Source organism: Gimesia sp., from assembly GCF_048260065.1.
GTDB lineage: Bacteria > Planctomycetota > Planctomycetia > Planctomycetales > Planctomycetaceae > Gimesia.
In genome coordinates this window covers 883141-896319 of the sequence record NZ_JBLXHC010000001.1, presented here as the reverse complement: position 1 = coordinate 896319, position 13179 = coordinate 883141, and the positions used below count along the sequence as shown (strand labels likewise).

The window sequence follows — 13179 nt, the reverse complement described above, 5'->3', positions numbered from 1 at the left end:
GGTGAGAGGATGACAGCCTATTTTTCAACAGGTTTCCAGAGACTGGAAAAGCCCGGGCCATAACCATAAGGACCGCGCGGGCTGAATACATAGCCTCTCAGATCTTTGTTAAAACCATAGAAGGAGTTGCGGAAGTAGAGCCAGGTATAAGGCTGATCTTCGTAAAGCAGCTCGTGAATTTTGCCGTAGATTTTTGCTCTTTTATCGACATCAAATTCACGGCGTCCTTCTTCGAAAAGCTTGTCCACTTCGGGGTTGGAGTAATTAACATAGTTTCGAGCGGCTTCGGTTTTCCAGAGGTTGATGGAAGTGTCCGGGTCGGTTCCTGTTCCCCAACCGCCAAACATGGCCTGAAACTGATGGTTCCGTGCCTTATCCTGCATTACGGTGAATTCGGTTGGTTTGACTTCACAGATAACCCCGATCTGGGCCAGATTCTCTTTCAGCAGGGTACAGATCGAGAGAGACAGCGGCTGACTGGATGTCATAATACTGAAACGGAACGGGATGACCTTGCCATCAAACTCTTTATCACGGATGCCGTCACCATCGTGGTCAATCCAACCCGCGTCATCCAGCAGCTTTTCCGCTTTTGCCAGATTCTGCGTGTAGGGTTTGCTCATCGGTTTGGGAGACATCCAGGCCGTCTCATGATAAATGCCGGTACAAGGCTGATAGAGCCCGTAACAGAGCTCATCCAGCATTTCTTTATGATTGAAAGCGTAGGACATCGCCTGGCGTACTTCTTTATCTTTGAAGAACAGCGTTTCACAGTTCCAGCCAAAATAGAAGTAGACCCATTCCAGACCGTTCGCTTTGGTGCAGGTCTTGTAGAAATCATCATCTTCGGTCTGGGTTTTCCACAGCTCAGGATTGAGCGCCATCTCGTCGATCTTGCCATTCTTCAATGCAAGCAGAGCAGTATTGGGATCTTCAATGATTCGCAGCCTTACCCGTTCAAAGTACGGTTTTGTGCGGACCTGCTTGCCGTCCTGCATGTACCAGCTTTCACGACGTTTGAGCAGGATTTCCTGTCCTCGTTCCCGTTTCTCAATCTGGTATGGCCCCCCGGTGACAGGTTCATTTTCAAATTTCACATGATAGGGGCTGTCCTGTAGAGTCGGATCTGATTCGAGTTCTTTTTCATAGATATGCTTGGGGATGATTGGAAAGTTCAGATTCCAGACGTTCGTTGGCAGCGACTCTTTATGGAAGAATACCAGGGTCTGGTCATCATAAGCTTGAATCCAGCGAATCTGGTCTGTTCCTGAACGAACCGCAGGAACAGGCACTTCCGGGTTCATGATCGTTTTGAATGTAAACACGATATCATGCGCGGTAATGGGAACGCCGTCTGACCAGGTCAGGTCGTCCCGCAGTACCACTTTGTCGTAAAGCTTGTCTTTGCTGGATTGCCAGGAGACCACCGTATCGGAAACAGCAAATGGTTTGAAGTTCCAGTCAAAGCTGAACAGGCCAAAACCGGTGAGCGAACCCACTTCAAATTCGACCGCAGAACTTCCCATGATCGGGTTGGTGCTTTTTAAGTCAGCACCCACGTGTCGATTGATGGTTGCCCCCCAGTCTACTTCTTCGTCGTTTTGGGGTAATCTGCCCAGGGCACTCAGAATTTTTTCATTGATTTCCTGATTCGTGTTTTTCAGCTTGAGCGCCTCATCTACGCTGACCAGAGGTTTCTCATTACTCTGTCGTTCCCGCAGAAGCTCCAGACTGTCCAGCACAGGCTGATCTTCCCATTCCACCTCTGCATCTAAGTCGGCGAGTTTCGGAGCATCGTATGGCTCCAGCAGAACTTCTTTCGGTTCTGATTCTTTTTCAGTTTCTTCGGCCTCCTCAGTGGCAGGGCCGGGACAGCCTGTCAGGGCAAACATCAGGAAGAGGGACAGGAAGAACAGATTAAAGCGGGGATATTGATGCATGGATATTCCTTCAATTACTCCGTTGAAAAGTCGGAAAAATCACGGGAGGTCTATATGGGTTATTTAATCCAGAACCATAGTGTGAGACGCTGTAGGTAGATTGTGGCAGACTCATCCATATAGAACAAGGCTGATTCTGGTTTAAAGGTAAGTTACATTTAGACTTACCGTCAACCAAAATCAGCCTTGTTTTTTAAAATCGGTGCCGACTGCTGTGGAATCGGCTCATTCACTGGTGTGCTTATTTAAAAACACCTACCCAGTAGTAGTTGCCGTTCAAAACCATGAATCCGAATCCGGCCTGAGTCCCTGTCAACATGATGGAATGATGAGCGGGGGAAGCGATCCAGCCATTTACCGCAGCGGCGGCTGAAGTTGGACCCTGGAAAATAATTTCTGGCCAAGGCAGATTGCTGTGCTGATAGTAGCCAGTCTGGGCCATCCAGGTGGCATGTTCCTGAGCCTGCAGACACATCTTCGTGTTCAATGTCAAGGCTGGCATTCCATTGCGTGCGCGTTCTTCGTTATGCAGCTTGAGCAGTTTCTGAATGGTGGGATTTTTCAGTAACCAGTCGTGCTCACCTTCCTTCTTTTCTTCTTCTGAAAAAACAGGCTGAATGAACAGCAGGCAAAACAGACCTGTTAAAACAACTCTCCATGATGATTTTAGTGTCATTACAACTTTCCTAATCTTTCCGTACCTAGGATGTCAAAATATTTCACCGACATAAACTTTGCCGGTTCCGTAGACTGCAGGGCAAGGTTAGCAATGGCAATTGCCGTGGTCTACTGTACGGAAAGCAGAAATGGAGGTCCTCCCATCATATAGACAAATCCACATATCTTTTCTTATTTAAGCTTCAGTGACTGCTCTTTCCTATGTGCAACTCGGGTCTTAATTTGTGACAAATCATCAACGGGCACTGATTCAATTAATTTACGCGTATATTCCTGTTGCGGGTTCTGATAGATGGCCTCTGACGGCCCGAGTTCCACCAGTTTTCCGGAATTCATGACCGCCATCATGTCCGACATGAACTTCACAACACTCAGGTCATGACTGATAAAAATGTAGGTCAGGTTATGTTGTTCCTGCAGATCTTTGAGCAGGTTCAAGACCTGAGCCTGCACGGAAACATCGAGTGCGGAAACGGATTCATCACAGATAATAAATTCGGGTTCAACAGCCAGGGCGCGGGCAATTGAAATACGCTGTCGTTGCCCCCCGGAAAATTCATGCGGGTAACGGTCCAGATAGTCAACAGGCAGACCGACCTCTTCCAGAAGAGAAGCTGCGCGATCACGGCGGTCTGACTTCGACTTTCCTAATTGATGCGCAATCATGGATTCAGTAATAATTGTCGAGACCATCATTCGTGGATTTAATGAACTGTACGGGTCCTGGAAAATGATCTGCACTTTTCTGCGAAACGGTTTTCGCTCGGCACGTGTCATATGGGCCAGATCGTTCCCTTCCAGCAGGATTTTTCCACCCGTTACGGGAGCCAGTCCGACAATCGCCTTCCCGGTTGTTGTTTTTCCACACCCGGATTCCCCTACCAGTCCAATTGTCTGTCCCCGGTAAATGTTCAAAGAGATGCCATCCACGGCTTTGACATGATCAACGGTACGTTTGATGACGCCACTCTTAATCGGGTAGTAGACCTGGAGTTGATCCAGACTTAAAATCGGTTTCTCCCCTGGTTCGACAAAACGCGATTCGGGAAGGTTTTTGATCTCATCCCAGCGGTAACCCAACGCTTCCAGTTCCGAGCGGGGGTGCAGAATACGGGGGCGTCCCTGTGCCGTAATGTCTTTGAATTTGCTTTCATCGAAAACCTTTTCCTGGATCAGATATTCTCCGGGACGGGTTTCTTCAAAATCCATAAAATCAGAGACGGTAGGCAAACGTTTAAAAGTGGAATCCAGCGACGGCCTGCAGGCTAACAGGCCTTTTGTATAAGGGTGCTCCGGATTTTCGAAGATCTCGACGACAGGTTTATACTCCACCAGTTTGCCACGAAACATAACGGCAACATCGTCTGCAATTTCAGCAATGACACCTAAATCATGGGTGATAAACAGCACCGACATTCCCCGTTCATCGCGCAGCTTGCGAATCAGGTTCAGGATCTGTGCCTGAATGGTCACATCAAGTGCCGTTGTGGGTTCGTCAGCGATCAATAATTCCGGGTTGCAACTCAATGCCATCGCGATCATCACACGTTGCTTCTGACCACCGGACATCTCATGGGGATAGCTCGAAAATCGTCTTTCCGGGTCGAGAATCCCGACTTCGTGAAACAGGTCGATTGTTCGTTTTTTAGCCTCTTCTGCTGTCACCTTCTGGTGCAGCATAATCGCTTCCATGACCTGTTTTCCCACGCGGAACACGGGATTCAGAGAAGTACCGGGTTCCTGAAAGATCATACTGATTTCCCGACCACGGATAGTGCGCATTTCCGGATCGGATAATTTTACAAGATCTTTCCCGAGGAACGAGATGGAGCCGGCATCAATTTTCGCAGCCGCGTCCGGCAGCAGTTTCATGATGGATAGTGACGTCACGGACTTACCTGAACCGGACTCCCCTACCAGACCCAGCGTCTTCCCTTTTTCGATCGTGACGTTTAAATCCTCGACCGCTTTCACCACTCCGCGGCTGGTGTGAAAGTAGGTTTTCAGTCCCTGAATATCGAGTAATGCTGTTGTCTCTGGCATGATCAATCCTTTTGGTTTCTGCTTTCAGAATGCCCTGCTCTGCAGCTGCACTCAGAATTCATCTCTGGCACTTTGAATTTCGGAAAGTGATCTGCGTATAATAACGAAACTTTGATGAGATGGCAGTGGAAACACATGAAACCTGACGATTGTTATAAAATGAACGGACCCACGGTGAAATTCTACACACGTTTTAATTCTCTCCTGTTGCTGGTACTGACACTATTTCTCTACGGAATTACTTCGCCGCTCGTTGCGGAAGAAATTCGTTTTCCAGATGAATTAACCAAATTTCGTCCTTATGCTTCAAATCCCATCTTCGAAGCACAGGGGCCCGGGCACTGGGATGTTAAAATCCGAGAACGCGGCTGGATTCTCAAAGAAGGGGGATTCTATCACCTCTGGTTTACCGGCTACGACGGGACCCGCGAAGGCATGAAAAAACTCGGATATGCCTGGTCCTGCGATGGAATCCACTGGACCCGATCTCCCTGCAATCCCATCTACCAGCAACACTGGGTTGAAGACATGATGGTGATCAAACACGGTGATACCTACCACATGTTTGCCGAAGGCAAAGACGACATTGCCCAGCATCTGACTTCCACCGATGCCGTAAACTGGACTCGCGTCGGTGCCCTGGATGTACGCATGTCGGACGGAAAACCCATTGCCGCCGGTCCTTATGGAACGCCTGTGGTCTGGTATGAGAACAAAACCTGGTATCTGTTTTATGAAAGACGGGACGCCGGGATCTGGCTGGCGACTTCACCTGATATGAAAGTCTGGACGAATATTAATAACGACCAGCCCATCATGCAGCCCGGCCCTGAATCCTATGATCAAAAAATGATTGCCATGAATCAGCTGATCAAATACCAGGGAACCTATTACATGATCTTCCACGGTACAGACGCAGCGCAAAAACCATCATTGTGGACAACGAATATCGCTGCTTCTAAAAATATGATTGACTGGGTGAAATTTCCCGGAAACCCGCTGACCCGACCCGAGGTCAACCAGTCGAGCGGTTTGTTGATTCCCGATGGGAATCGATTCCGTTTTTACACGATGCATAATCAGGTTGATTTGAATCTTCCCGCAGTCCCCTGAAAACCCCGGGGTTCCAGTTTTAATGCACGAATCCCTTGAACAGACTGACCACGAATCCAGCCCAGGCGATCAGGTGCCGCAACATGCACCACGGTCTCCGGCACTCAGTGTGTTGATCTGTTTCGCAACAGGAATTCTGCTGGATGCATGGCTGAATCTGGCGATTTCCATCTGGTTGCTGACAGCTGTCAGCGTTTTATGTGGCTGGCTTTTTTCGTTCTGGCGTCATCGGCGTTTTGTTGCCACTCTTATGCTACTGGCTCTGGTTGTCTGCCTGGGCGCTCTGAGACATCACGAATTCTGGTTTTGTCGAAGCCCGGAAGATGTGACGCGCCTGCTCTCCCCGGAAAGTCAGCAGCAGGCTCCCAAATGTATTGTGAGACTTGCCGGTCAGATTACTTCCAGACCAGATATTCACGATATAAAAGAAAACGAATTACTGAACCCAGAACAGCCTCAGCGACGGATTCAGTTTACACTTGCCTGCCAGAATCTCATCACTAAAGATTCAAAATCACCCATGACAGGTAAAGTACGTGTCTTCATTACGGAAAATCTAAAACCCTCTGGATCGGAACTTACCAGTTCACTGAGGGCCGGGGATCTGGTTGAAGTCATTGGGGAATTGAAACCCTGTGAGAAGCCCGATAACCCTGAGGATTATGATTTTTCGGTCTATTATCGCAAACAGAAAATTGACGCTAGACTGTCGGTCAAAATCCCGGAAGCGGTCACTGTGTTACAGGAATCAAACGATTATTCGTGGAATCGTCTCCGCACGTCAGCGCGGGGCTGGTTCCGAGCACGTATCGTTGAGCAGACAACAGAGTCGACGCAGCCCGTTGCACTCGCTCTTCTGCTGGGTGAACGTACTGAATTGAGCTCTCAGGTGCGTCAGGAATTCAGCCAGTCAGGACTGATTCATTTTTTAGCGATCTCTGGTTTGCATATTGGATTTTTCAGTGCGTTTGTCTGGGGTATCTGCCATATTCTGAATCTGCCTCGATCGGTGACTGTGACTTTCCTGGTAATGGCAATCCTGTTTTACCTGTCCATTATCGAGATCAGACCACCGATTTTACGCGCCGCTTCGTTTTGTGTACTTGTCACACTGGGACTGGTCAACTGGCGCACGATCACCACCTTGAATCTGGTCTGTCTGTCTGCACTGATCATTCTATTGATCAATCCCACAGACCTGTTTGATGTGGGGACGCAACTATCGTTTCTGGCAGTGACGGCGATTCTCTGGACGGTCAATCAGGACTTTTATAAAAACCTGTATCAACAAACCTGGCTGCCTTTACGCTGGCGTCTGAAAGCCAATGATCCACTTTTGCAGACACCGTTACAAAGGCTCTGCTTTCAGTATTTTCGAATGCTGTATAGCGTTTTTCTGGTGACATTTTTCATCTGGATTACAACCGCCCCGCTCGTTCTCTATCACTTTCATCTTTTGTCCCCGATTGGACTTCTAGTCAACACCCTGATCTTCCCGTTTCTGTTTCTAATCCTCCTGCTGGGTTACCTGCTGATGTTTGTCGGAGCCCTGCTCCCCTTCACTGCGGGGCTCTTTGGCTATTGCTTTGATCAGAGCCTGCAGTTGCTGCTGTGGATCGTGAAGTGGACATCGAATTTGCCCTGGTCCCATTTCGAATTACCTGCCCCCGCCCTCTGGTGGATTTTGGTTTACTATGTCTTATTGCTGTTCTCCGTATTACCCGGACTTGCGAAGCAGAATCGGATTTCCAGGATCTCAGTCAAGAAATTAAGACTGTCGCTGCTGCCTGTCTGGATTCTGGCAGGCCTGCTGGTTCCACTGTTAATTCCCCAGGAACCGTCTCTGCGATGTACCTTCATCGCCGTCAATCATGGCGTCTCAATTCTGATCGAAGCCCCCGGTGGAGAGACCATTCTCTACGATGCCGGTTCCATGTCGCCTGTGGAACAAACTTATACAAAAATAAAAAACACTTTACTCTCACGGAGAATTCGCAGGGTGGATCTGTTGTTGATTTCACACGCCGACCGCGATCATTTTAATTCAGCAGAAGAATTAATTGCGAATGGCTATGTGCGTGAACTCGCCTTTCCACAATCGTTTCTGTCGCGGTCGCAACGGGGAACAATCGAATTGTGTGATTCAGCCATGGATTATCATGTACCCATTCAATTAATCAGTAAAGGAGACCACTTCACCCTGGGTAAGGAAACAGAGATTGAGGTTCTGCATCCCGAATTTGGTGATCGCTATCAGGAGGACAATCCATCAAGTCTGACACTGAAAATCAGTTATGGCGGTCGTCAGATTCTTCTCACGGGAGATTTAGAAGGAGCGGGACTCAAGCAACTATTGAGTGAAACAGCGACTGGTCACTTCGATGTGCTCCTGTCACCGCATCATGGCAGTCAATCTGCAAATACCCGTGATCTGAGCGAATGGGCCCGGCCTGCCTACGTGATTGTCAGTGGAGGTCGAGAGAAGACGATTTCAGAGTTAAAAAAGATCTATTCAGAAACGGCACAGATATATGCAACTCGTCAGCATGGGGCAATCGTCTGTCAGATCGACGAAACTGGTAACCTGACGGTAAATCCGTTTAAGATAGATGGACAGCGTACTGATACCTGGGAGCAGTAATCAGACTTTAATTCGCACTGTTGGGCTTCATTAATTCTTCATGCGAGCTTAACTCAAGCATGCGGTGTTTCAGCAGCTTTCTCATGTCCGTGAGAGATTTTACTTTTTTCTGAAACACCGTATAAGCTTCATCCAGTTCCGAGTAATGCTTTTCGCCTTGTGAGATACACCGATTCAAATTCAGCAGGCCGGGGTTCACACCTTTTTTTAAATCATCAACAATGGTGTGAGTGATCTCTGTGATTTCATCGCACAGTTTATGAATCTCCCGGCGGTCATTCGCACGCTCTTCGGCATTGAGTGCGCGGGTAGAAACTCGGGCCCCTTTTTTGCGAAGTGTCGATTCATCAACCAGGCGGCCAAATGGACTCTTGTTTTCCTGCTCTTTTACCGATTCTGCCTCCAGGATTTTTAAGGCGTTTCTGGCTTTCTTGAAGCCAGGTGAGATTTCCAATGCCTGTGTAAAGCTGGAATGCGCCTGGGAATGATTTTTCATCTCCAGATAAACATTCCCCAGGTTGAAATGGGCATCGACCATATCATGATTAAACACGAGTGCCTGCTTATAAGCAGTTACCGCCATACTCAACTGATTTAAACCCTTGTGAGCAATTCCCATGTTGTAGAAGGCATCTGCTGATTTTTTGTCTTTCTGAACGGCTTTTCGTAAGATATTCAAAGCCTGTTTGTATTCGCCCATGCGATTATAGATGGCGCCCATATTGATATAAGGTGAGGCATCCAGGGGAGCCAGACGGGTTAATTCCTCAAAATGCCTAATTGCTTCCGGATACTTTTGTAACTGAAAGAAGGCTGTTGCGATTGCGACATGTGCCTTTTTATCTGCTGGTTTAGTGTTCAGGATCCGTTCATAAATCTCGATCGCTTTTTCAATTTCATGGGATTTCTGAAGAGCACGTGCCTGTTGATACAGTTCACTGATTTTTGAGTCACTCAACGATGTGACCTCCCCAGGGCAGATGGCGAAAAAGCGATGCCGCTCTTCACTACAAAAATGTGCCCCGTATTTTGCAGTCAGAAGAGCAACAGGATTTTTTTAATTATTCATTTACCAGCGAAATCAGCTTACTGCGAGATCCCTGATGAAATTCGATCTTACCTTCTCGGCCAAGCCATCCGACAGCCTGCATAACCAGATCACGGGGAGCCTCAATCTCGCGCGACAGTTTACTTAGCGTCACTGGTTCGTGTTCACTTAGATATTGCCAGACGACCCCTGCAACAACTCCGATGCTTTCAACCTGATGTGATTCAATTTCCGCTGACATCAAAATGCTCCTGAACGAGAAACCTGCAGTTTTCTGTAACAGTACGGTGTGGCTTCCTCTGCCAATACGCTGCATCGGTGTCATACCGTTGAACGCCAGTTAGCAACTGTCTTATCTGGGTATTATAAAACCGGTCGACTTTAGTAAGCAATCGTTGATTTTCGGAGTTTTTATTCAATCGCAGGACTTTAAACTTAAACAATATCCAGATATCCGTCAAATTCATTATCAAAAATATCCAGACTGAGAGAAATTGCCTCCAGATCTTTCAGCGAATTCTGCAAATCCTGGTCGGTTCCCTGGTACAGGATAAATGCAGTGAACAGGCTGGTTTTCAGAACCCGCAGGAAGGCACTGTTGATCAACTCAGAACAGACAAACTCGACGTCGTAACCAAGGCACTCCTTGCCAGCCAGTCTGACCTGAGTTTCATACACATCGAGTTCCTCATATTCTTCCTGAAAGACTTCCAGAGACTTTTTCAGTAAGTCCTCAGCAGGAATATCAACCAGAAACAGAGAGATCAGCCAGAAAGAAGAGTCAGTGCCAGCGACACTGATTTGGATTTCTCCCTCCTGTTCGTTGACATCTTTTGTCAGCTCCCAGTCGTCGGGATATTCAAACGATACGCCATACTCATTAAACAATTTCATGATACGTGCAGCTTAACTTTTTTAAGACAATCGGTGATCTTGACGGACAATCAGGCAACGGGATAGCAGCCTGATCTCAGTATAAAGGAATTCAGGAGATTCTGCAGGAGTTACTTTCGGTAGACTTTTGAAAAACACTCAATCGCGTACTGCATTACCGGTCAGTTCGTACAGCAGTCTTCCTGTCGCTCCCTGCCGGTTGGCTGCAATTAAGTCAGGCGGACCTTCGTCGATGATGATCCCGCCTGCATTACCAGCTTCGGGACCAAGGTCAATGATCCAGTCTGCAGCACACATCACTTGGGGATGGTGTTCTATCACCAGTACCGAATTGCCTGTGTCAATCAATTTGTTTAAGGTCTGCAGTAAGCATTCGATATCATGTGAATGCAGTCCTCGTGTCGGTTCATCCAGAACAAACAGCGACATGCCGTTGAGAGGTGAGATCAGCTCTGATGCCAGTTTGATCCGTTGGGCTTCTCCTCCCGATAACAGATTGGCTGGCTGCCCCAGTGCCAGATAACCCAGGCCGAGATCCAGCATGACCTGCAAGGTATTCCGGATACGGGGAATCGGTTCGAAAAACACACAGGCTTCAGCAATCGACATTTCCAGAACATCGCTGACTGTTTTACCACGATACGTAACAGACAGCGTTCCCCGGTTGAACCGTTTCGAATGGCATTTTTCACACGGAAGTAAAACGGGGGGCAGAAATTTCAGATCGATTCGTTTCACACCGGTTCCCCGGCATTCTCCACAACGCCCCTCCGCAGAATTAAAACTGAATCGGCGGGCTGTATAACCGCGCAAGCGTGCTGTTTTTGTTTTTGAAAACAGTTTTCGAATTTCGTCCCAGATCCCACAGTAAGTCGCCGGGTTGGAACGGCCGTTTTTTCCCAGAGCAGATTGATCAATAATTTTGATCTGCTGCAGATGTTCAAGCCCCTGCAGGGAATCATATTGCAATGCTGGATTTGGTCGCCTGTTCAATTCCGCTTTGATGGCAGGCACCAGTGTTTCGACGATCAGAGAACTTTTTCCGGAGCCACTGACGCCAGTAACACAGACCAGTTCCTGCAGGGGAACCTTGAGTGTAACATCTTTAAGGTTATTGATTCTCGCCCCCGTGATTTCGATGAACTGTTCATTGTTCGTATTCAATCGATGTGGTTGTGCGCTGTGCTGGAATCGGGTCGTTAGACCTTGTGCGGTGATGGATTCCGGGTGCTGAAGGAATTCTTCGTAGCTGCCAGAGAAAACCAGATTTCCTCCTTCTACTCCGGCCCGGGGACCAATATCGACCAGGTAATCTGCAGTTTTAATCACATCGTGATCATGCTCGACCACAATGATCGTATTCCCTGCCTGTTTCAGTTGCTGCAAAATGTTCAACAGTTTCTGAGTTTCATTCGCGTGTAAGCCCGCTGTAGGTTCGTCCAGAATGTAGCAGGCCCCCGTCGTTCCTGCACCCAGACAGGCAGCGAGTCTGGCACGCTGTAATTCACCGCCGGACAACGTTTTCGAAGGACGTGATAATTGGATATAGCCCAGTCCGATTTCAGTCAGATACTCCAGTCTTTTTCTTACGGAGGGCACGATCTGATCTGTGATGAGCTGATCCTGGTGGCTCATTTCCTGAGTCGCCAGAGTCTCCCATTCATCAAGCCATTGAATCATTTCGGGGGCTGTGAACTGTATGACCTGGTCAATCGAATGCTGGTTCAGCAGAATGGAACGCCCATACTGACTGATACGGGCTCCCTGGCAGTCCGGACAGATCTGATCTGATTCAGCATCGGGTTGTTCAATGATTCCCAGTCCTTCACAAGTAGGGCAGGCACCATGAGGGCTGTTGAAGCTGAAGGTGACTGGTTCGGGATCGGGAAAACTGAGATTACATTTTCCACAGGCCAGACGGGTACTCACATAGCGATCTGACCAGCCCGAATCCGTCTGCTGGCTGACAAGACAGGTCCCCCCGCCCTGTTTCAACGCCAGGTCGACCGATTCTTTCAGACGTGACTGGATTCCCTCTTTCACGATGATGCGATCAATTACGATTTCGATATCATGCGGAACATCGTCCGGAAATTCATAAGGTTGTGTGATATCAATGACTGTTCCATCAATTCTTGCACGAACAAATCCCTCTTTCGCAATCTGATTCAACAGCGCTGCATGATTTCCTTTTTTGGCTGAGACGACTGGAGCCAGAATCATGACTTTTTTACGGTCCTCGAGTGCCAGAACCAGATCCACAATCTGTTCCGGCGTCTGCTGATGCAGCGCCTGCCCGCAGTTCACACAATGAACGATTCCCAGCTTTGCATAGAGAAGTCGAAAAAAGTCATACAGTTCCGTCAGGGTTGCCAGTGTGCTTCGCTTCGATTGCACTCTTTGCGTCTGATCAAAACAGATTGTGGGGGGCAAACCTAGAAGCTGGTCAACGGCAACTGGTTGAGCCTGGCTAAACAACTGTCGTGTCCCTGTCGACAGGTTCTCGAGAAAACGTCGCTGACTTTCCTGATGAATGGTGTCAAATACCAGGCTGCTCTTCCCGCTCCCGCTGACACCAGTCACGATTGAAATCTGGTTGTGAGGCAGATCAACGTCGATATTTTTCAGATTATGACAGCGTGCGCCCTGAATTCGAATCATCTGATCATTCTGATAGCGCATGGGGAGCCTTAGGGCAGAATACGTGAATCTGCTGTTGAAAACATATGAAGTAAATTGACCGGGAATAGCTTCTCGGGAGCGAGAATGCTATGATTCTACACAGTCAGGATATTTTTAAAAGATCACGTTCAGCAGTGAGT

9 protein-coding genes are annotated in these 13179 nt (G+C 48.1%); 2 read left to right on the top strand and 7 right to left on the bottom strand.

The window, feature by feature from the left end:
* Nucleotides 1-17: 17 nt before the first annotated feature.
* The 3 genes from ACN0YN_RS03095 to ACN0YN_RS03085 all read right to left on the bottom strand — a co-directional run bounded on the left by ACN0YN_RS03095 (nt 18) and on the right by ACN0YN_RS03085 (nt 4661).
* Nucleotides 18-1940 carry a peptide-binding protein gene (locus tag ACN0YN_RS03095; protein ID WP_417383514.1) on the bottom strand — a complete coding sequence of 641 codons (1923 nt, stop codon included), beginning with the start codon at nt 1938-1940 and terminating at the stop codon, nt 18-20.
* Nucleotides 1941-2181: 241 nt separating this feature from the next.
* On the bottom strand, nt 2182-2616 hold the full coding sequence (locus tag ACN0YN_RS03090; protein WP_417383513.1) for a CAP domain-containing protein: 435 nt from the start codon (nt 2614-2616) through the stop codon (nt 2182-2184).
* A 173-nt stretch (nt 2617-2789) separates the two neighbouring features.
* On the bottom strand, nt 2790-4661 hold the full coding sequence (locus tag ACN0YN_RS03085; RefSeq protein ID WP_417383512.1) for an ABC transporter ATP-binding protein: 1872 nt from the start codon (nt 4659-4661) through the stop codon (nt 2790-2792).
* 135 nt (nt 4662-4796) lie between these two features.
* Here ACN0YN_RS03085 and ACN0YN_RS03080 point away from each other — a divergent pair, with 135 nt between their 5' ends.
* Both ACN0YN_RS03080 and ACN0YN_RS03075 read left to right on the top strand, forming a co-directional pair.
* Nucleotides 4797-5774: a glycosylase gene (locus tag ACN0YN_RS03080; RefSeq protein WP_417383511.1), complete on the top strand. Its 978-nt coding sequence runs from the start codon at nt 4797-4799 to the stop codon at nt 5772-5774.
* 22 nt (nt 5775-5796) lie between these two features.
* Nucleotides 5797-8415 carry a DNA internalization-related competence protein ComEC/Rec2 gene (locus ACN0YN_RS03075; protein WP_417383510.1) on the top strand — a complete coding sequence of 873 codons (2619 nt, stop codon included), beginning with the start codon at nt 5797-5799 and terminating at the stop codon, nt 8413-8415.
* Nucleotides 8416-8422: 7 nt separating this feature from the next.
* Here ACN0YN_RS03075 and ACN0YN_RS03070 read toward each other — a convergent pair whose 3' ends face one another.
* From ACN0YN_RS03070 to ACN0YN_RS03055, 4 genes are all read right to left on the bottom strand, one after another.
* Nucleotides 8423-9373 carry a tetratricopeptide repeat protein gene (locus ACN0YN_RS03070; RefSeq protein ID WP_417383509.1) on the bottom strand — a complete coding sequence of 317 codons (951 nt, stop codon included), beginning with the start codon at nt 9371-9373 and terminating at the stop codon, nt 8423-8425.
* 103 nt (nt 9374-9476) lie between these two features.
* Nucleotides 9477-9704 carry a winged helix-turn-helix domain-containing protein gene (locus tag ACN0YN_RS03065; RefSeq protein ID WP_002643778.1) on the bottom strand — a complete coding sequence of 76 codons (228 nt, stop codon included), beginning with the start codon at nt 9702-9704 and terminating at the stop codon, nt 9477-9479.
* 194 nt (nt 9705-9898) lie between these two features.
* Nucleotides 9899-10357: a hypothetical protein gene (locus ACN0YN_RS03060; RefSeq protein WP_417383508.1), complete on the bottom strand. Its 459-nt coding sequence runs from the start codon at nt 10355-10357 to the stop codon at nt 9899-9901.
* A 138-nt stretch (nt 10358-10495) separates the two neighbouring features.
* On the bottom strand, nt 10496-13018 hold the full coding sequence (locus tag ACN0YN_RS03055) for an excinuclease ABC subunit UvrA (RefSeq protein WP_417383507.1): 2523 nt from the start codon (nt 13016-13018) through the stop codon (nt 10496-10498).
* Nucleotides 13019-13179 lie beyond the last annotated feature (161 nt).